The following is an 18,959-nucleotide window of genomic DNA, read 5'->3' as shown; positions in this document are numbered from 1 at the left end:
ATGAGCGGGAGCACCGAGGGCGAGACCTTCCCGCTCGCCGAGGCGCAGGCGGGGCTGTGGTACGCGCAGCGGCTCGACCCGGCCAATCCGCTGTTCAACACCGGCCAGTACATCGAACTGACCGGCCCGCTCGACCGCGCCGCCTTTGAGGCCGCGCTGGCGCAGGCGGTCGTCGAGGCGGATGCGCTCGCTTTGGCGCTGATCGACGATCCCGCCGGCCCGCACCAGATGATCGACCCCGCCCGCCGCCCCGTGCTGGAGGTGATCGACCTCTCCGCCGCCCCCGATCCCTTCGCCGCGGCGACGGCCGACATCGCCCGCGACATGGCGACCCCGGTCGACCCGGTGCGCGACAGGCTCGCCGCCGAGCGGCTGTTCGTGCTCGGTCCTGACCGTCATATCTGGCAGCAGCGCGTCCACCATCTCGCCATTGACGGCTATGGCATGATCCTGCTCACCCAGCGCGTCGCGGAGCTCTACAACGCCGCTTGCGCCGGGAACGCCCCCGGCAATCCCCCGCCCTCCGTGCGTGTGGCGCTTGATGAGGACGCCGCCTACCGCGCCTCGGAAAAGCGCGCGACCGACGGCGCCTATTGGCAGGGTCTGTTCGCCGACCGGCCGGAAGTGGCGAGCCTCGCGCCGGGCACGCCGATGAGCGCCTTCACCTTCCACCGCCGGGCGGTGGAGATCGACCGCGCCGCCTTCGCCCGGCTGCGGGCGCTGGGCGATCAGGTCAATGTGCCGTGGCCGGATGTCGTCACCGCGCTCGCCGCCGCCTATGTCCAGCGCCACACCGGCACTCCCGAAGTGGTGGTCGGCGTGCCCTTCATGGCGCGCATGGGCAGCGCGGCCGCCCGCGTGCCGGCCATGCTGATGAATGTGCTGCCGCTGCGCGTCGCCGTGCCGGCCGGTGCCTCCCTGCCGGATTATCTCGTGGGCGTCGCCAAAAGCCTCACCCGCGCCCGCCGGCATGGGCGCTACCGCAGCGAGCAGCTGCGCCGCGACCTCAAGCTCATTGGCGGCCAGCGGCGCCTGCACGGCCCGCTGATCAACCTGCTGCCTTTCGACGAGAAGCCCCGCTTTGCCGGGCTGGAGAGCCGGCTGGAGGTGCTGAGCACCGGGCCGGTGGAGGACATCACCTTCACTTTCCGCCTGCACGGCACAGATGGGCTGCGGCTCGAGGTCGATGCCAACCCGGCGCTTTACGACGCCGCTGAGGTTGCCGCCCATGCCGCGCGCCTCGCGCAGTTCATCGCCGCCGCCAGCGCCGCCGACACGTTTGAGGCGGTGCCGACCGCGACGCCCGAGGAAGCCCATTGGGCGCTCGTCACGCTGAACGCGACCGATCACCCCGTGCCCGACACCACGCTCGCCGCGCTGATCGAGGCGCGGATGCGGGAGACGCCCCATGCCCCGGCGCTGCGCTTCGAGGGCCAGACGCTGGATTACGCCACGCTCGACGCCCGCTCGCGCGCACTGGCCGAGGCGCTGGCCGCTCGCGGCATCGGTCGTGAAGACATCGTCGTGGTGGCGCTGCCGCGTTCACTGGAGCTGGTCATCGCGCTCATCGCCATCATCCGCGCCGGTGCCGCCTATCTTCCGGTGGATCTCGCCCAGCCGGATGCGCGGCTCGCCCGCATCCTCGCCTCCGCCTCCCCGAAGCTGGTGCTGGCCGGCGACAGCGATGCGCCGCGCTTTGCCGGCGTTCCCGTGCTCCCCCCCGCCGCCTGGCCGCGCGAGCCACTGGGCACCGGTCTTGCCGCCCCGCAGCCGGGCGATACGGCCTATGTGATCTACACCTCCGGCTCGACCGGCGAGCCGAAGGGCGTCGTCATCGAGCACCGCGCCATCGTCAACCGGCTGGAATGGATGCGGGCGCATTACGCCTTCACGCCCGCCGACATCATCCTGCAGAAGACCCCGGCGACCTTCGACGTGTCGGTGTGGGAGTTCTTCCTGCCCTTCCTCACCGGTTGCCTGCTGGTCGTCGCCCCGCCCGAGGTGCATCGCGATCCCGTGGCGCTGGCCCGCCTCATCCGCGCCGAGGCGATCACCACCGCGCATTTCGTGCCCTCCATGCTCGCCGCCTTCCTCGCCGAGCCGAGCGCCCAGGGGCTGAGCCTTGCCCGCGTGTTTTGCTCCGGCGAGGAACTGCCGGCGGATCTGCGCGACCGCTTCCACCGCACCCTCAAGGCGGAGCTGCATAATCTCTACGGGCCGACGGAAGCTGCGGTGGATGTGAGCTACTGGCCCGCCGCGCGCGACGATCGCTCGCTGCCCGTGCCCATCGGCTTCCCCGTGTGGAATACCCGACTCTATGTGCTGGACGAGCAGGGCCGCCCGCAGCCGCCGAATGTCCCCGGGCAACTCTATCTCGGCGGGGTGCAGCTCGCGCGCGGCTATCTCGGCCGGGCGGACCTCACCGCCGAGCGCTTTGTCGCTGACCCTCACTTGCCGGGCGAGCGCATCTATGCGACGGGCGACCTCGCCCTCCTGCGCCCGGATGGCGCGGTGGTCTATCTCGGCCGCTCGGACCACCAGATCAAGATACGCGGCCTGCGCATCGAGCTCGGCGAGATCGAGGCGGCGGTGATGGCTTCCGGTCTTGTGCGGCAGGCCGGCATCGTCGCGCGCGAGGATCGTGGCACCAAGCGCATCGTCGCCTATGTCGTGCCCGAGCCCGGCGCGGACCTTGCCGTTCTCAAGGCGCGCGTAGCCGCCAAGGTGCCGGACTATATGGTGCCCGCCGCCTTCGTAGCCCTCGAGGCGCTACCGGTGAACGCCAATGGCAAGCTGGATCGGGCTGCGCTGCCCGCCCCCGATTTCGCGGGGACCGGCCAGCGCGCGCCGCAAACGCCCACCGAGCAGCGCCTCGCAGCCTTGTTCGCCGACCAGCTTCAGCTCGCCACGCCGATCGCGGCGGAAGATGATTTCTTCACGCTGGGCGGGGATTCGCTCGCCGCCGTCGCGCTGCTGCTCAGGGTCCGCGAGGCGTTCGGCCGCGATCCCGGCCTTGGCGCGCTGTTCGCCCAGCCGAGCGTCGAAGGCTTCGCCCGGCTGATCGACGCGGAAGGGCAGGGCGAGGATTCAGGTCTCGACCCGCTCATCACGCTGGTGGCGGGCGATCCTGCTCTGCCGCCGCTCTTCGCCATCCACCCGGCCGGCGGCATTTCCTGGTGCTATGGCCGCCTCGCCCGCACGCTTGATCCACGCCGCACGGTTTATGGGCTCCAGGCGCCCGCCTTGGCGCCGGACGGGACGGTGCCCGAAAGTTTGGAAGCGCTCGCCGCCGATTATGTCGCGCGCATCCGGGCCATCCGCCCGGAAGGCCCCTATCACCTGCTCGGCTGGTCGGTCGGCGGCATCATCGCGCAGGCCATGGCGGTGCGGCTGCGCGATCTCGGCGGCGAGGTCGGGCTGGTGGTGATGCTCGATTCCTACCCCTGCGATGTCTGGCGCGGCGAGCCCGACCCCGGCGAGGACGGCGCGCTCAAGGCGCTGATCGCCATTGCCGGTCATGACCCCGACCGGCTACCGGCGCTGGCGCTCAACCGTGCCTCCGTGCTTGCCTTCCTGCGCGCCTCCGACAGCCCGCTCGGGCGCCTGCCCGATGCCGCGCTCGACGGCGTGGTGCGGGTGGTCGCCGGCAATAACCGGCTCGTGCGCGGCCATCATCACCGCCGCTATGACGGCACGATCACCCATATGCGCGCCGGGCTCGACCATCAGGGCCGCGATCTCTCCCCCGAGCAGTGGCTGGCCTATGCCCGTGACGTCGCGGTGATCGAGGTGCCGGCGCTGCACGCCCATCTCACCGGGCCGGAGGCGACTGCGCACATCGCCCCCGCGCTCGCCCGCCTGCTGGCGGGGCAGGATTTCAAGGAGCCGACATGCGCGACAGCGGTCTGAACGGCAAGCTCGCCCTCGTCACCGGCGCCGCTGGCGGCATCGGCGCGGCGGTGGTGCGGCTCCTGGTGGAGGAGGGCGCCCGCGTCGTCGCCACGGATCTCGACGAGGACGGGGTGAAGGCGCTCGCCAGCGAGTTCGGCGGGGCGGTGACCCCGTTCCGGCTGGATGTGTCCTCCAGCATGGATGTGACTGCACTCATCGGCCTGATCGTCCACCACATCGGCCCCATCGACCTCCTCGCCAACGTTGCCGGCGTGCTCTCCAACACGGTGGTGACGGAGCTCACCGATGCGGAGTGGGAGCGGGTGCTAAGTATCAATGCCGGCGGGGTTTTTCGCGTCAGCCGGGAGGTCGCGAAGGTCATGCAGGCGCGCCGGCGCGGGGCGATCGTGACGGTATCATCGAACGCCGCCGGCATTCCCCGCCACGCCATGGCCGCCTACGCCGCCTCCAAAGCCGCCGCCACCATGTTCACCCGCTGCCTCGGGCTGGAGCTCGCAAGTCACGGAATTCGCTGCAATATTGTCGCTCCGGGCTCGACGCTGACGCCGATGCAGACCGGCATGTGGGCGGATGAGAACGGCGCCGCGCGCGTCATCGCCGGCACGCCGGAGATCTTCAAGGCCGGCATTCCACTCGGCAAGCTGGCGACGCCCGATGAGGTAGCCGAGGCGGTGGTGTTCCTGCTCTCCGACCGCGCCAGCCACATCACCATGACCGATCTCTATGTCGATGGCGGCGCCACGCTGCGCGGCTAAGTGGTTGATCCGACAGCTAAAGCGCGCGGTCGACGATGACCTGCAGGAAGCCCCGCGAGCAGGGCTCGACCCGCGCCTCGACCTTGTAGACGCGGGCCAGCGTCGCCGGGGTGATGGCCTGTGCCGGCGTACCGTCGGCGGCGATAGCGCCTTGTTCCAGCAGGATAATCCGCTGCGCGTAACGCGCCGCCTGGGCGATGTCGTGCAGTACGATGATGACGATGATGCCCCGCTCGCGCGCCAGCTCCTCCACCAGTTGCATCACCCGCAACTGGTGGTGAATGTCGAGCGCGCTCGTCGGCTCGTCCAGCAGCAGCACGCGCGGTTCCCGCACGATGGATTGGGCGAGGCTGGCGAGCTGGCGCTGGCCGCCGGAGAGCTCGTCGAGCCCGCGCAGGGCGAGATCCGAAATCCCAAGCCGCTCAAGGGCTTGCATGGCCTTGAGACGCGCCTGCGCGGCGGGCAGGGCCTCGCCCCTCGCCGACATCAGCGCGCTCAGCGTCGCCTCCAGCACGGTCAGCGCGACACGTTGGGGCAGCGCCTGCGGCATGTAGGTAACATGCTGCGCATGGCCGGCGATGGACAGTGCCGTCAGCTCGATATCCTCGAGCCGGATTGTTCCCTTTGCACTGACCAACCCCGCCAACGCCCGCAACAACGTCGTCTTCCCCGCCGCGTTGGGTCCGATCAGCGCGGTGACCTGCCCGCCTTCGATCGCTGGAATATCAAGTTTATCAATGACATGGCGCTTGCCGTAGCCGACGGACAGCCCCTCCACATGCAGGGCCATCACAGTCGCTCCCGACGGGTAAAGATCAGCGCCATGAAGAAGGGCACGCCGACCAGTGCGGTGACAATGCCGACCGGCAACAGCGTGCCGGGAACAACGGTCTTCGATGCCACCGAGGCCAGCGACATCACCGTCGCCCCCGCTAACATACTGGCAGGCAAGAAGAATCTGTGATCTTCGCCAACCAGGATTCGGGCGAGGTGGGGGGCTACCAGGCCGATGAAGCCGATGGTGCCGACAAAGGCCACGGAGGTCGCCGCCAGCAGGCTGACGCGCAGCAGGGAGAAGAAGCGTAACCTCTTGACCGATATACCGAAAGAGCGCGCGCGGTCTTCGCCGAGGCGCAGCGCGGTCATGCGCCAGGCGGCGGCCAGTGAGTACGGTGTTGTGACCAGTGTGACCAGTGTGAGCACGCCGAGCTTGCCCCAGGTGGCGCGCGACAGGCTGCCCATGCTCCAGAAGACGAGCTGCTGCAGCGCCTCCTGGCTGGCGACGAACTGGATCAGCGCCACCAGCGCGTTGAAGGTGAAGACCAGCGCGATGCCGAACAGCACCAGCGTCTCCACCCCCGTGCCGCGCAGCCCGGCGAGCACCTGCAGCAGCAGCACCGAGCCGAAGGCGAAGAGGAAGGCGAAGAGCGGCAGGTTCCACTCGCCCGGCAGCAGCGGCACGCTCGCCCCCAGCACCAGCGCCAGCGCCGCGCCGAAGGAGGCGGCGGAGGACACGCCGAGTGTGAAGGGGCTGGCGAGCGGGTTGTTGAGGATGGTCTGCATCTCCGCCCCGGCCAGCGCCAGCGCCGCGCCGACCAGCACCGCCATCAGCGCATAGGGCAGGCGCACCTGCCAGATGATGACGCGAGCGGGCCCGTCGAGCGAGGCGGGGTCGAGAATGCCGGCGACCACATCGGCGATCGGCAGGCGGGAGGGGCCGGTGGCGATGTCGAACAGCAGCGCCACCAGCATCAGCGTGCCGAGCCCGATGACGATGGCGACGCGCCGGCGCACCAGCCGCGCATAGGCGGCGAGGGCGGCGGCGTGCGGGGCCGTCTCGGGCGCCGCGGGGGGCAGGGCAGGGGACGCGATGGGGGGCGAGGTCTCGGTCATGCGGGTCTCCGCGGGCCGGGCCGCGCGACGGGTCTAGCGGTTCTGCATGAGGGGCCGGAGGGGGTCAAGCCTCTGCACGGGAAAGCAAATTCCTTAGAATCGTTTCAGTCTGGAAGTCCCCCGCGTCCCCCACCGCGTCCCGCCCTTCCGCCCGCTGCGTCACGACCGCCCGCGCGGGACGCCGACACCGCTTCCTGCCGCGCCCTCCCTCTTGCGCGCGCGGCGCCATGGTCTAGAGCAGGGGCCGTGCCGGGCTTGCCGGCGCGGGAGGCGCAAGGGAGCCCCGATGCCCGCCGTCATCGTGCCGGATGCCGAATGGTTCGATCTCGCGCCCCCCGGTAGCGGCGCGCCTTGGCGCATCTTCCTCGCGCGTCCGCGCGGCCCCGCCCCGTCCGGCGGCTTCCCGCTGATTGTCATGCTCGATGCCAATGCCGCCTTCGCTACCTTTACCGAGGTGATGCGGCGCGGCGCCGGCCGGACGCAGGCCACGGGCATCGAGGAGGCGGTGCTGGTCGGCATCGGCTACCCCGAGGACGATGATAGTCGCCGGCGCCGGACCTTCGATTACACCGCCGGTCCCAGCGCCGAGATGCGGGAGGGGCTCGCGCCATCACGTCCGACGGGGGGGCGCGATGCGCTTCTCGCCTTCATCGAGAGCGTGCTCAAGCCGCGCCTCGCCGCCGACCTGCTGCTCGATCCGCGCCGCCACCTGCTGTTCGGCCATTCGCTCGGCGGCTGGTTCACGCTCGACGTGGCGCTGCGTGACCCGGCCGCCTTCGCCGCCTATGTCGCGGTGAGCCCATCGCTCTGGTGGGACGAGCCCCGGCTGCGAGAGGGGCTCGTTGCGCGGCGGGAGGCGGGCACCGCGCTGCGGCTCGCCATGATGGTCGGGGAATGGGAGGAGGCGATGGCGCCCTGGCAGCAGGGCGGCCCCCTGAGCGCGGACATGGCCGCCCGCCGCGCCGCGCGCGGCATGGTCACCCGCGCCACCGCCTTCGCCGCCGCCGCGGCGGCCGAGCTGGGCCCTGGTGCGGATATCCGCTTCACCCTGCTGGCCGGCGAGGATCACGCCTCGGTTCTTCCCACCGCGATGGCGCGCGCCCTGCGCTTTCTGCGCGGGGGGTGAGGGACGACGCCAGTCCCGGGCCGGGCGCCTGCCGTGGTCGCGTCGCCTAAACTCGAATGGTGCTTGCCCCAACACGCCGTCATGGCCGGGCTTGGCCCGGCCATCCACGCCTTCCCTTCCGCGTGCATCGGTCCAAAGTCATGGATCCCCGGGCCAAGCCCGGGGATGACGTCGTGAGGGAGGCGGTCGCCCGGTTGTCCCGAGATGAGTGCCGCCTTCGGCGGAGCTTTGCGCTGGGTCCCGGCTCGGCGCTTCGGCGTCGCCTCCGCTGGTCCGGGATACGTCGCGGCGCCAGACGACCTCCCGCCGCACCGTTCCCCGGACAAGTGGCACATAAGTGCAGCGCCGATCCGCGCCCAGCGGAGATTCGCGAAACGCGTCACTCTCTGATGCCCTCAGCTTGCCGCAGCGCAGCACGAATGGGCGCGTGCCGGCATTCCCCTAAGTCATGGATCCCCGGGTCAAGCCCGGGGATGACGTCGCGAGGGGTGGGGGTGGCGATACCGGAGCGGCGCCTGCGGTGGTTGTGCCGCCTAAAGTTGACGGGTGCTTGCCCAACACGCCGTCATGGCCGGGCTTGACCCGGCCATCCACGACTTCGCACCGGTCAACGTCATGATTGCCGGGTTAAGCCTGGGGATGACGTTGTAAGGGGTGGGGGCGGTCCCGCCCGGTCGTCCTGAGATGCGTTGTCGCCTTCGGCGAAGCTTTGCGCTGGGTCCCGGCTCGGCGCTTCGGCTTCGCCTCCGCTGGTCCGGGACACGCATGGCGGCACACGCCGCAGCACCACACGCCGCCGAGCCACCCCGTTCCCCGGACAAGCGGCACGTAGGTGCCGCGCCGATCCGGGGCCCAGGGGAGACTCGCGAAGCTCTTCTGCTCTTCTCGGCGCGAAGCGCTTCCGCCCGGGCGCTCACTCGTGATTTGCAACGGCGCGCCGGGCGGCTAGTTGTACCGCAGCAGAAACTCACGGATGCCGTCATGACCAGCGCTGCCCCATCTGCCACCGCTCCGGCCGCCTCGCCCTCGCTGCGTTCCACGCAGATCGCCGCCGGGCTCATCGTGGCGCTCGCGGCGGCGGGGACTTTGGCGGGGGCGTGGTACTTCCAGCTCGTGGTCGGGCTGGCGCCGTGCCCGCTCTGCCTGGAACAGCGCATTCCCTATTATGTCGGCGTGCCGCTGGCGCTGGTCGCGGTGGCGCTGGCGAGCGCGGGCAAGGCGAATTTCGCCCGCATGGCGCTGTCGCTGACCGCCATGCTCATGGCGCTGGCGGCGTGCCTCGCCATCTATCATGCCGGTGTCGAATGGGGCTTCTGGCAAGGCCCGACGGCGTGCTCGGGCAGCGGGCCGGCGCTTGGCGGCGGCAATCTGCTCGACAGCCTGCAGCAGGCGCGGGTGGTGCGCTGCGACGAGGCGCCGTGGCGGCTCTTCGGCCTGTCGCTGGCCGGCTACAACGCCTTCATCGCGGTTGCGCTGACGCTGGTCGCCCTGCGCGGGGCGGCGGCGCGCTGACACGATCTCTTCGCGCGCCGCGTGAGGATGCGCCGGGCCTACGGGTCGAGCTCGGTGTCCCAGTAGAGATAGTCCATCCAGCTGTCATGCAGGTAGTTCGGCGGGAAGTGCCGGCCGTTCTGGTGCAGGTCGAACACCGAGGGCTGGAAGGGGCGCTGGCGCGGAATCATGCCGGCTTCCACCGGCATGCGGCTGCCCTTGCGCAGATTGCAGGGCGAGCAGGCGGCGACGACATTCTCCCAGGTGGTCTGGCCGCCGCGCGAGCGGGGAATCACATGGTCGAAGGTGAGGTCGTCGCGCGAGTCGCAATATTGGCAGGTGAAGCGGTCGCGCAGGAACACGTTGAAGCGGGTGAAGGCCGGCTGGCGCGACGGACGGATGAAGGCCTTGAGCGAGACGACGCTCGGCAGCTGCATCTGGAAGGTCGCGCTGGACACCTGGCGCTCGTAATATTCAACGATGTTCACCCGGTCGAGGAACACCGCCTTGATCGCATCCTGCCAGGACCAGACCGAGAGGGGGTAATAGCTCAGAGGCCGATAATCGGCGTTGAGCACGAGGGCAGGCCAGGCACCCGGAGACAATGTCGCCGTCAACACTCGCTCCCTGCAAAAGGGCGCCAGCTCGACGACTCGGCGCCGTCTGACGCACGGCGATAGTCTATTCTTAGCGTGTCAATCTTGTGAAGCGGCGAATAGCGGGCGCGGGGTCACACCCGCGCGCAGGCCGGCTCGGCCTCGGCGCGATCAGCCCTTCAGGACTTCCGCGAGAAAGGCGCCGGCGAGGCGCAGGCCGACCGGGTCGATGCCATGGCCGAGGCCGGGGGCAAGATGCGAGCGCACCGCGATGCCGCGCGCCGACAGGCTTTCCACCGCGCGGGCGAGATAGGGCGGGGCGATGATCTCGTCGCGGTCGCCATGCACCAGCAGCACCGGCGGGCGGGCGGTGATCTCGCCATCGAAGGCGGCGATGCCGCGCTCGCCCGGCAGCACATGGATGCCGGAAAAGCCGACAATGCCGGCCGGCGCGACCTTGCGGCGCAGGCCGGTGTGCAGCGCCATCATCGTGCCCTGGCTGAAGCCGACCAGCGCGAGCCGGTCGCCGGTAAGGCCGAGGCGGGCAAGTTCCGCGTCGAGGAAGCCGTTGAGCGCGGCATGGGCGCTCTGCACGCCCGCCCAGCGCTCGGCATCGTTGCGCTCGACATAGCCGAACCATTGCCGCCCGACCGGGGCGATGGTGAGCGGCTCCGGCGCGTGCGGGGAGACAAAGGCGGCGTCGGGCAGGAGCGGCGCCCACATCTGGCCGAGGTCGATCAGGTCGCGCCCATCCGCGCCATAGCCGTGCAGCAGCACGACGAGCGAGGTCGCCGGACGGCCGGAGCGGGGGGCGAGGTGCGGGCCGTCAAGCATCAGATGAAGACCTGGATCAGTTGGAATCGTCGAGGCTGGCCGTGCCGCCCGAGGCGACCTTGGGCAGGGCGTTGTGGTTCAGCAGCGTGTCGATGCGCTCGCGCTCATCCTCGAAGCTCGCCAGCATCTTGCCGTCGAGCGCGCGCCCGCGCGGCAGGCGGATGCGCATGGGATCGACGAAGCGGCCGTTCACCAGCACCTCGTAATGCAGATGCGCGCCGGTGGAGAGGCCGGAAGAGCCGATATAGCCGATGAGCTGGCCCTGGCGCACGCGCAGCCCCTCGCGGATGCCCTTGGCGAAGCCGGACTGGTGCGAATAGGTCGTCACATAGCCATTGGCGTGCTGGATCTCGATGCGCCGTCCATAGCCGGAGGTCCAAGCGGCTTTCTTGATGACGCCATTGCCGGCGGCGTAGATCGGCGTGCCCACGCGGTCGGACCAGTCGACGCCGGAATGCAGGCGGCTATAGCCGAGGATCGGGTGGCGGCGCATGCCGAAGCCCGAGCGCAATATGCCGCCGGAGAGCGGCTTGCGGACGAGGAACTTCTTCGCGCTCTTGCCGGCGTCGTCATAGAAATCGACCAGCCCGTCATCGGGTGTCTGGTAGCGGTAATAGCGCCGCTCCTCGCCGCTGACGGTGAGGCCGGCATACATCACGCCGCCGGCGCCGCCCGCCTCGTCGGGCTCGTACAGCACCTCGAAGGCATCGCCCGCACGCACGCGGCGCTGGAAATCGACGTCGAAGGAATAGACGCGGATCATGCTCTCGATGACCGGGCGCGGCACTTCATGGCGCAGCGCGGTCTCCCAGATGCTCTCATAGAGCGTGATGCCGCCGCGCCCGCCGCCATCGGCATCGCCATCGGCGTCATCCGGGCCGATATCGGCGACCTGGGTGTCGGCGGGCTCCTGCACGGCGAGGAAGCGGCCGGTGTCGGAATAGGCGATGGTGCCCTGGTGGCCATTGTCGTTGAACACGGCGACGCGCACCGGGATCACCGCGCTGCTGCTGGCGTCGAGCAGCACCTTGAGGCGCATGCCTTCCGCCAGCGGGCCCTGCAATTCGCGGGCGACGAAGGCGCTGGAGGCGGCCTTGGCGGAGACTTCCGGCACGCCGAGGCCGACGAGGATGGAGACGATGGTGTCGCCCTTCTTGGCGACCACCGCGCGCTCGCTCCAGTCATTGCCGCCGGTGGCGTCGTCGCCGGACTTGTCGATGGAGGAATAATTGTCCGGCTGGGCGAGGGCGCTCGCCGGGTCCGCTCCGGGGGCGGGGGGGAAGCCCAGCGCGCCGCCGAAATTGGCCAGCGCCGGGGTGCGGCTGTCGGTCGGCAGGCTGAATTCGGCGCTCTCGCGCACCTTCATCAGCACGTCCTCCATCGGCAGCTCGGCCGCGAATTTCGTGCTGGGAGGCATGGTGGCGAGGTCGCGCATGACCAGCGTGATGTCGCCGGTCGCTTCCGCCTGCGGGGCGTCATTGTCGTCGTCGGCGGTGGAATCGGCGATCAGCTTGGCCGGGTTGAAGCGCGGCACGTCGACCGAGGCGGCGGTGACCGACTGGGCGAGGTTCGAGGCGACCTTGATGACCGGGCGGACCTTGATGACCTCACGGTCGCCATCCTTGCTGGTGGTGGAGATGCGCAGCGTCTGCTTGGCGCTGAAGGTCTCCGACAGGATGGACATGCGGTCGCCCTTGCGGGCGGTGTTGGACGGGCGCTCGCCGGCCGCCAGCGCGCCGCGCAGGGCCGAGCGCACGGTCTCCGGCATCTGCGCGAAGCGGTATTCGCCATCAAGCGCGGCATAGACCGCCCCGCCCATCAGCCCGGCGCCGCAAATGCCGGTGAGCAGCGTGGCCATCAGCCAGCGAATGGAAATGCGACGACGGTTGATCGGCTCCTCGGCATCGCCATCGACACCGAGCGGCGGCTCATCACCCAGATCGAACGCCGCGCCACGCGAGTGACGTAGGCCGTTTGGTCCGCGACGAGTCTCCAACAGGCCAATCCCCACTCAATGTCCGGCGTCTTGCCTTCCGCCTCGCGGCGGTGGGCGACGCCTTGTTCGCTCTGGTTCATACCGGCGCTCGCCAAGGCGGGCGCAACGATTCGGCGGTTGGTCGGTACCCTCTGACGAGGGCGGCCGGGACGATGCCGTCTGCGGCCGGTGCCGTCAACCCGAGGCGGCGCGGCGCGGCCATCCTGCGCCGCCCGATCCGAGCGGCGATGTAAAGCTGGGTCTCACGGCAAAAGCATGGCGCGGCTTGCCCGAGGCTTTCCCGCCGCGGCCTATTGCAGGCTCACCGACTGGAGGGCGGGCGCGCTCGTGGCCCGGCGCGGGCGCAGCGGCGAGGGCGTGGGAAGCGGCACGGAAGCGAGGCGCGGCGCGGCCGTCGCCGACGCCGGACTTGTCGTCGCGGAGGTTGCCGTCGCGCTCGCGCCCGTCCCGTTTTCCGGCGCGATGCCCTGCCAGGCAGTCGCCAGCGAATCCGGGTTCTGCAGGATCGGCCGGGTGGTTCCGGCGGTGGCCGGCGCGCTCGCGCGTGCCGCCGTTGCCATCACCGCAGGCTGGGCGGTCGGGGCGAGGGCCAAAGCGCGCGTGGATGTCTCGCCGCCACCGGGCGCCACCACGGGGGTGCCGGCGAGCAGCGGCGCGGCATCCGGTGCGTCCGGCAGGGGCAAAGTGAACTGCTTGAAGAAGGACCAAACCTCTTCGGGCGCGTCGAGGCCCGAGCGTCGCGGCCCGAGCAGCAGGGCGGCCAGCGCATCCGCCGCGTCGGTCGACTGCGAGGGCGGCTGGTGGCCACCGGCGATCTCGTAGAAGGCCACCGCCGAGCCATTGGCGCAGCCTTCCCAGCGCAGGATGCGGGCGTGCGGCGCGCTGGTCTCCACCGGCGTGCCGCAGCCGTCGATGCGCGCGAACAGTGCCGCGCTCTCGCTGGCGGACATCAGCCGGGCGCCGGGCGTCGGGCGGCCGAACATCGGCACGATGGGATCATAGGTGCCGTTCATCATCAGGATCGGGAGGGGCCGCGAGGGCTTGCAGCTCTCCGAATAGCCCACCGGCACCGTCATCATCATCGTCGCATAGGCGGCGAAGCGGTCGGCATAGCGGCAGGCGACGAAGGCGGTGAGGAAGCCGCCATTGGAGAAGCCCATGAGATAGGCGCGGCTGGGATCGACCAGCCCTTCCGCCTCGAGGCTCTCCAGCACGTCGACGACGAAGCGGCCGTCGTCGCGCGGGTAGAGGATCGGCATGATGCCGGCGACGGTGGCGCGCCCGTCATTCCAGAGCAGGTTAAGCCCCTTGGGATAGGCGACGATGAAGCCTTCGCGGTCGGCGATCTTGTCGAGATCGAGATAGCGCTGCATCACCCCGGCCGGCTGCCAGGCGCCGTGCAGGGCGATGACCAGCGGCTTCGGGCCCGGCGGCGCGTCCTTCGGTATGTGCAGGATGAATTCGCGGGTGAGACCGCCGGAGACGAGGGTGCGCTCGCCGCTCGCGGCTTGCTGCGCCGCAGCGGGGGCGAGCAGCGCCAGGAACAATGCGCCAATCAGGAGGCAGGGTTTCGTGAAATGCATAGTTCGGCGCGACCTCGAAGGTGCGGCTTTGCGTACAAGGCGTAAAGACCGCTCATTTCCGTCAATTAGAAGGCAAAGATGGTTAACAGCCCGTCAGCACCGCGATCCTGCCGTTTCGGAAGCAAAAGCCGGGTGAACCTGCGAATGCGGGATGTATCGCACCGGCACCTTGCGCTAGGCTGCGCATGCTGCGACGCAGTGCGTGAGGCCCTCATCCCCGAACGATAGGCGTCGCCTTTGGAATGATTGCGATTCGCAATCGTTTCCGCTACGCACCTCTGACGATCCTTAGGACCCAAGGATAGCGACATGCCAGGAGCGGCCGAGCGGCCCCTTTCCCCGCATCTGCAAATCTACCGCCCGATGCTGACGATGATGATGTCCATCGTGCATCGCGTCACCGGCGTCGGCCTCTATTTCGGCACGCTGCTGCTGGTGATCTGGCTGGTGGCCGCGGCCACATCGCCCGAGGCCTTCGCGACGGTGAACGCCGTGTATGGGAGCTGGATCGGCCTGCTGGTCCTCTTCGGCTTCAGCTGGGCGCTGATTCATCACGCCATTGGCGGCATCCGCCACTTCATCTGGGATACCGGCGCCGGCTTCGGCCCGGAATCGCGCGAATTGCTGGCCCGCATCACCATTGGTGGCTCGATCGCGTTGACCATCCTGCTCTGGGTCACCATCTGGCTGGTGAAAGGCTGAGCGATGAGTTCCTCATCCGGTTCCTCCATGCGCACCCCGCGCCGCCGCGTGTCGGGCCTCGGCTCGGCCCGCTCCGGCACCGGCCATTTCTGGCTGCAGCGCGTCACCGCCATTTCCAACCTGCTGCTGATCCTCATCAGCATTCCGCTCGTAATCAGCGTAGCCGGTGACGGACATGAGGCGCTGGTGGCGCTGCTGCGCAACCCGCTCGCCGCGGTCGTGCTGGTTCTGGCGCTGTTTTCCATCACCACGCATATGCGGCTGGGGATGCAGATCGTGATCGAGGACTATGTCCATGCGGAGGGGTCGAAGGTGCTGGCGCTGATCGCCAACAGCTTCTTCACCATCGCCGTCTTCGCCGTCGGCGCCTTCGCCATCCTCAAGATCAGTTTCGGAGGCTGAAGCCATGGCCGCTACGAACGGTGCCAATGGCGCGGCGAACGGGTCCGCTGCCGGCGTGCTCGGGGCCGCCTATCCCATCACCGACCACACCTATGACGTGGTCGTCGTCGGCGCCGGCGGCGCTGGCCTGCGCGCGGTTGTCGGCTGCTCGGAAGCCGGGCTGCGCACCGCCTGCGTGACCAAGGTGTTCCCCACTCGCTCCCACACGGTCGCGGCGCAGGGCGGCATCGCCGCCTCGCTCGGCAATATGGGCACGGATGACTGGCGCTTTCACATGTACGACACCGTCAAGGGGTCGGACTGGCTGGGCGACCAGGACGCCATCGAGTACCTCGTGCGCCACGCTCCGGCGGCGGTGTATGAGCTTGAGCACTGGGGCGTGCCGTTCTCGCGCACGGAGCAGGGCAAGATCTACCAGCGCCCCTTCGGCGGCATGACGGTGGACTACGGCAAGACCCCGGCGCAGCGCACCTGCGCGGCGGCGGACCGTACCGGCCACGCCATCCTGCACACGCTGTATGGCGCCGCGCTCAAGCACTCCGCCGAGTTCTTCATCGAGTATTTCGCGCTCGACCTCATCATGGATGATGACGGGCGCTGCCGTGGCCTTGTCGCGCTGAAGATGGATGACGGCACGCTGCACCGCTTCCGGGCGCAGACCGTGATCCTCGCCACCGGCGGCTATGGCCGGGCCTATTTCTCCGCTACCAGCGCCCACACCTGTACCGGTGACGGCAACGCCATGGTGCTGCGCGCCGGCCTGCCGCTGCAGGACATGGAGTTCGTGCAGTTCCACCCGACCGGCATTTACGGTTCGGGCTGCCTGATCACCGAGGGCGCGCGCGGCGAGGGCGGCTATCTCACCAATGCCGAGGGCGAGCGCTTCATGGAGCGCTACGCCCCCTCGGCCAAGGATCTTGCCTCGCGTGACGTCGTCTCCCGCTCCATGACCATGGAGATCCGCGAGGGACGCGGTGTCGGCAAGAACAAGGACCACATCTACCTGCACCTCGACCATCTCGACCCGGCGATCCTGCATGAGCGCCTGCCGGGCATTTCCGAGAGCGCGAAGATCTTTGCCGGCGTCGATGTGACCAAGGAGCCGATCCCGGTTCTGCCGACCGTGCATTACAACATGGGCGGCATTCCCACGAACTTCCACGGCGAGGTCGTCACCAAGAAGGACGGCAACCCCGACCATGTGGTGCCGGGCCTGATGGCGGTGGGCGAATGCGCTTGCGTGTCGATCCACGGCGCCAACCGCCTCGGCTCGAACTCGCTGACCGATCTCGTGGTGTTCGGCCGCGCGGCGGCGCTGCGCTGCGCCGACATCCTCACGCCGGGCGACAAGCAGCCCGAGCTGCCGTCGAACTCGGCGGAGCTGGCGCTGTCGCGGCTCGATCATTTCCGCAACGCCCATGGCAGCTCGCCGACCGCGGAACTGCGCCTGTCGATGCAGAAGGTGATGCAGAACAACTGCGCGGTCTACCGCACCGGCGAGGTGCTGGAGGAAGGCCGCAAGCTGATCGCCGACGTGTTCGCCGGCACCGACGATATCGGCGTCACCGACCGCTCGCTGATCTGGAACTCCGATCTCATCGAGACGCTGGAGTATGACAACCTGATCGCCCAGGCGAGCGTGACGATGGAAAGCGCCGCCGCCCGCACCGAGAGCCGTGGCGCCCATGCGCGCGAGGATTATCCCGAGCGCGACGACGCCACGTGGATGAAGCACACGCTTGCCTTCGTCGACTTCGATAAGCGCGCGGTGCGGCTCGACGACCGTCCGGTACACACCTACACCCTGTCGAACGACATCCAGTACATCGAGCCGCGCAAGCGCGTGTACTGAGCCGGGAACGATTTCTCGCCATGGTCCAGCTCACTCTCCCGAAGAACTCGCAGCTCACCGAAGGCACGGTGTGGCCCAAGCCCACCGGCGCCAACCGGCTGACCGAGTACAAGATCTACCGCTGGAACCCGGATGACGGGAAAAACCCGCATGTCGACACCTATTATGTCGACCGCGACGATTGCGGGCCGATGGTGCTGGACGGGCTGATCTGGATCAAGACCAAGCTCGACCCGACGCTGACCTTCCGCCGCTCCTGCCGCGAGGGCATTTGCGGCTCCTGCGCCATGAACATCGACGGCACCAACACGCTGGCCTGCCTGAAAAGCATGGACGACGTGACGGCCTCGTCGGTGAAGATCTACCCGCTGCCGCACATGCCGGTGGTCAAGGATCTGGTGCCGGACCTCACCCAGTTCTACGCCCAGCACGCCTCGGTCGAGCCCTGGCTGCACACCGAGACGCCGGCGCCGGAGAAGGAATGGAAGCAGGCGCGCGGCGACCGCGAGAAGCTCGACGGGCTGTATGAGTGCATCCTGTGCGCCTGCTGCTCGACCTCCTGCCCGAGCTATTGGTGGAATGGTGACCGCTATCTCGGCCCGGCGGCGCTGCTCCAGGCTTATCGCTGGCTGATCGACAGCCGCGACGAGGCGACCGGCGACCGGCTCGATCATCTCGAGGATCCGTTCCGGCTCTATCGCTGCCACACCATCATGAACTGCGCCAAGGCCTGCCCGAAGGGGCTGAACCCGGCCAAGGCGATCGCCGAGATCAAGAAGATGATGGTGGCGCGCCAGTTCTGACGCGCTACAAGAGGCGGGCGATGAGCGACGCCCGCCCCGCCTTCCGCTTCGCGCCGAGCCCGAATGGCCTGCTGCATCTCGGCCATGCCCGCTCCGCTTTGCTGAACGACGCGATGGCGCGCGCCACCGGCGGGCGATTGCTCCTGCGCATCGAGGACATCGACGTCACGCGCTGCCGGCCGGAATTCGAGGCGGCGATCCATGAGGATCTCGCCTGGCTCGGCCTCGACTGGGAACGCCCGGTGCGCCGCCAGTCAGAGCATATGGATTCCTACCGGGCCGCGCTGGCGCGGCTCGACGCGCTCGGCCTCGTCTATCCGAGCTTCGAGAGCCGGGCGGAGATCCGTCGCGCGGTGGAGGCGCGGCCCGGCTGGCCGGTCGATCCCGATGGCGCGCCGCTGTTTCTCTTCCCCCGCGATGCCATGAGCGATGCCGAGCGCACCCGGCGGATGGCGGCCGGCGAGCCTTATGCGCTGCGCCTCGACATGGCCCGCGCCGCCGATCGTGCCGGACCGCTCGACTGGCAGGAGGTGAGTGAGGCCGGCGACAGCGTCACCCATGCCGCCGATCCGCGGGCCTGGGGCGATGTGGTGATCGCCCGCAAGGAGGTGCCGACCTCCTATCACCTCGCCGTGGTGGTCGATGACGCGCGGCAGGGCATCACCCATGTGGTGCGCGGCGCCGACCTTCAGGCCGCGACCTCTGTGCATCGCCTGCTCCAGCGGCTTCTCGACCTGCCCGCCCCGCTTTACACCCACCACACGCTGCTGCTGGACGAGGAGGGGCGCAAGCTCTCCAAATCCATCGGTTCGCAGAGCCTGCGCGACCTGCGGGCCAAGGGCGTGACGCCCGACGAGGTGCGCCAGCTGGCCGGGGTGCCGTCGGCGGCTCATGACGGCTGACGTTTCGTCAAACCGCTGTCACCGCGCCGAGTTAGCGAGGTCCATCCGCTCCGCCCGAGCCGACAGGAGAGCCCCGTGATCCCGTTCCCCGCCCTGCGCGCCGTCCTGCGTC

At 69.3% G+C, this 18,959-nt stretch carries 15 protein-coding genes; 9 read left to right on the top strand and 6 right to left on the bottom strand.

Going from position 1 to position 18,959, the window contains the following annotated elements:
* The gene (locus AncyloWKF20_RS14140; RefSeq protein ID WP_279314657.1) at window positions 1-3,909 is read left to right on the top strand and encodes an amino acid adenylation domain-containing protein; all 3,909 of its coding nucleotides are present in this window, start codon (window positions 1-3) and stop codon (window positions 3,907-3,909) included.
* A complete protein-coding gene (locus tag AncyloWKF20_RS14135; protein ID WP_279314656.1) occupies window positions 3,891-4,667 on the top strand; it encodes a 2,3-dihydro-2,3-dihydroxybenzoate dehydrogenase in 777 nt (258 codons plus the stop codon). The genes AncyloWKF20_RS14140 and AncyloWKF20_RS14135 overlap by 19 nt, the downstream gene beginning before the upstream one ends.
* Window positions 4,668-4,683: 16 nt before the next feature.
* Here the strand turns inward: AncyloWKF20_RS14135 and AncyloWKF20_RS14130 are convergent, their stop codons facing one another.
* Window positions 4,684-5,457, bottom strand: coding sequence for an ABC transporter ATP-binding protein (locus tag AncyloWKF20_RS14130; RefSeq protein ID WP_279314655.1), 774 nt, complete (start codon window positions 5,455-5,457; stop codon window positions 4,684-4,686).
* Window positions 5,457-6,560: an iron ABC transporter permease gene (locus AncyloWKF20_RS14125; RefSeq protein WP_279314654.1), complete on the bottom strand. Its 1,104-nt coding sequence runs from the start codon at window positions 6,558-6,560 to the stop codon at window positions 5,457-5,459. Before AncyloWKF20_RS14125 ends, AncyloWKF20_RS14130 begins: the two co-directional genes overlap by 1 nt.
* A 286-nt stretch (window positions 6,561-6,846) precedes the next feature.
* Between AncyloWKF20_RS14125 and AncyloWKF20_RS14120 the strand changes: the two genes are divergently transcribed.
* Together AncyloWKF20_RS14120 and AncyloWKF20_RS14115 are read left to right on the top strand one after the other, a co-directional pair.
* Window positions 6,847-7,686, top strand: a complete 840-nt coding sequence (locus AncyloWKF20_RS14120; protein ID WP_279314653.1) for an alpha/beta hydrolase-fold protein — start codon at window positions 6,847-6,849, stop codon at window positions 7,684-7,686.
* Between the two features lie 981 nt (window positions 7,687-8,667).
* A complete protein-coding gene (locus tag AncyloWKF20_RS14115) occupies window positions 8,668-9,198 on the top strand; it encodes a disulfide bond formation protein B (protein WP_279314652.1) in 531 nt (176 codons plus the stop codon).
* 38 nt (window positions 9,199-9,236) lie between these two features.
* On the opposite strand, the gene AncyloWKF20_RS14110 is transcribed toward AncyloWKF20_RS14115, so the two are convergent.
* The 4 genes from AncyloWKF20_RS14110 to AncyloWKF20_RS14095 all read right to left on the bottom strand — a co-directional run bounded on the left by AncyloWKF20_RS14110 (window position 9,237) and on the right by AncyloWKF20_RS14095 (window position 14,186).
* Window positions 9,237-9,794, bottom strand: coding sequence for an HNH endonuclease (locus AncyloWKF20_RS14110; RefSeq protein WP_267584835.1), 558 nt, complete (start codon window positions 9,792-9,794; stop codon window positions 9,237-9,239).
* Between the two features lie 150 nt (window positions 9,795-9,944).
* Window positions 9,945-10,607, bottom strand: a complete 663-nt coding sequence (locus AncyloWKF20_RS14105; RefSeq protein WP_279314650.1) for a phospholipase — start codon at window positions 10,605-10,607, stop codon at window positions 9,945-9,947.
* Between the two features lie 16 nt (window positions 10,608-10,623).
* A complete protein-coding gene (locus AncyloWKF20_RS14100; protein ID WP_279314649.1) occupies window positions 10,624-12,603 on the bottom strand; it encodes a M23 family metallopeptidase in 1,980 nt (659 codons plus the stop codon).
* Between the two features lie 290 nt (window positions 12,604-12,893).
* Window positions 12,894-14,186: a PHB depolymerase family esterase gene (locus AncyloWKF20_RS14095; RefSeq protein WP_279314648.1), complete on the bottom strand. Its 1,293-nt coding sequence runs from the start codon at window positions 14,184-14,186 to the stop codon at window positions 12,894-12,896.
* A 309-nt stretch (window positions 14,187-14,495) separates the two neighbouring features.
* Between AncyloWKF20_RS14095 and sdhC the strand changes: the two genes are divergently transcribed.
* Genes sdhC through gluQRS form a run of 5 tightly spaced genes read left to right on the top strand, consistent with a single transcriptional unit; the run spans window position 14,496 to window position 18,847 of the window.
* Window positions 14,496-14,888 (top strand): succinate dehydrogenase, cytochrome b556 subunit, encoded by a 393-nt coding sequence (gene sdhC, locus AncyloWKF20_RS14090; protein WP_279314647.1) that lies wholly within the window; start codon window positions 14,496-14,498, stop codon window positions 14,886-14,888.
* 3 nt (window positions 14,889-14,891) lie between these two features.
* Complete coding sequence (sdhD, locus tag AncyloWKF20_RS14085) at window positions 14,892-15,290, top strand: succinate dehydrogenase, hydrophobic membrane anchor protein (protein ID WP_267584840.1); 399 nt, start codon at window positions 14,892-14,894, stop codon at window positions 15,288-15,290.
* A gap of 4 nt (window positions 15,291-15,294) precedes the next feature.
* The gene (sdhA, locus tag AncyloWKF20_RS14080) at window positions 15,295-17,142 is read left to right on the top strand and encodes a succinate dehydrogenase flavoprotein subunit (RefSeq protein WP_279314646.1); all 1,848 of its coding nucleotides are present in this window, start codon (window positions 15,295-15,297) and stop codon (window positions 17,140-17,142) included.
* A 20-nt stretch (window positions 17,143-17,162) separates the two neighbouring features.
* A complete protein-coding gene (locus AncyloWKF20_RS14075; protein ID WP_267584842.1) occupies window positions 17,163-17,945 on the top strand; it encodes a succinate dehydrogenase iron-sulfur subunit in 783 nt (260 codons plus the stop codon).
* A 20-nt stretch (window positions 17,946-17,965) separates the two neighbouring features.
* Window positions 17,966-18,847: a tRNA glutamyl-Q(34) synthetase GluQRS gene (gluQRS, locus tag AncyloWKF20_RS14070; protein ID WP_279314645.1), complete on the top strand. Its 882-nt coding sequence runs from the start codon at window positions 17,966-17,968 to the stop codon at window positions 18,845-18,847.
* Window positions 18,848-18,959 lie beyond the last annotated feature (112 nt).

This window comes from Ancylobacter sp. WKF20 (assembly GCF_029760895.1).
In the GTDB taxonomy this organism is placed as follows: Bacteria; Pseudomonadota; Alphaproteobacteria; order Rhizobiales; family Xanthobacteraceae; genus Ancylobacter.
This window is presented reverse-complemented; position numbering and strand designations above follow the sequence as displayed.

Coding starts and splice junctions, on each gene's coding strand:
- AncyloWKF20_RS14140 (WP_279314657.1), top strand. CDS start 1: ATGAGCGGGAGCACCGAGGGCGAGACCTTCCCGCTCGCCGAGGCGCAG.
- AncyloWKF20_RS14135 (WP_279314656.1), top strand. CDS start 3,891: ATGCGCGACAGCGGTCTGAACGGCAAGCTCGCCCTCGTCACCGGCGCC.
- AncyloWKF20_RS14130 (WP_279314655.1), bottom strand. CDS start 5,457: ATGGCCCTGCATGTGGAGGGGCTGTCCGTCGGCTACGGCAAGCGCCAT.
- AncyloWKF20_RS14125 (WP_279314654.1), bottom strand. CDS start 6,560: ATGACCGAGACCTCGCCCCCCATCGCGTCCCCTGCCCTGCCCCCCGCG.
- AncyloWKF20_RS14120 (WP_279314653.1), top strand. CDS start 6,847: ATGCCCGCCGTCATCGTGCCGGATGCCGAATGGTTCGATCTCGCGCCC.
- AncyloWKF20_RS14115 (WP_279314652.1), top strand. CDS start 8,668: ATGACCAGCGCTGCCCCATCTGCCACCGCTCCGGCCGCCTCGCCCTCG.
- AncyloWKF20_RS14105 (WP_279314650.1), bottom strand. CDS start 10,607: ATGCTTGACGGCCCGCACCTCGCCCCCCGCTCCGGCCGTCCGGCGACC.
- AncyloWKF20_RS14095 (WP_279314648.1), bottom strand. CDS start 14,186: ATGCATTTCACGAAACCCTGCCTCCTGATTGGCGCATTGTTCCTGGCG.
- sdhC (WP_279314647.1), top strand. CDS start 14,496: ATGCCAGGAGCGGCCGAGCGGCCCCTTTCCCCGCATCTGCAAATCTAC.
- sdhD (WP_267584840.1), top strand. CDS start 14,892: ATGAGTTCCTCATCCGGTTCCTCCATGCGCACCCCGCGCCGCCGCGTG.
- sdhA (WP_279314646.1), top strand. CDS start 15,295: ATGGCCGCTACGAACGGTGCCAATGGCGCGGCGAACGGGTCCGCTGCC.
- AncyloWKF20_RS14075 (WP_267584842.1), top strand. CDS start 17,163: ATGGTCCAGCTCACTCTCCCGAAGAACTCGCAGCTCACCGAAGGCACG.
- gluQRS (WP_279314645.1), top strand. CDS start 17,966: ATGAGCGACGCCCGCCCCGCCTTCCGCTTCGCGCCGAGCCCGAATGGC.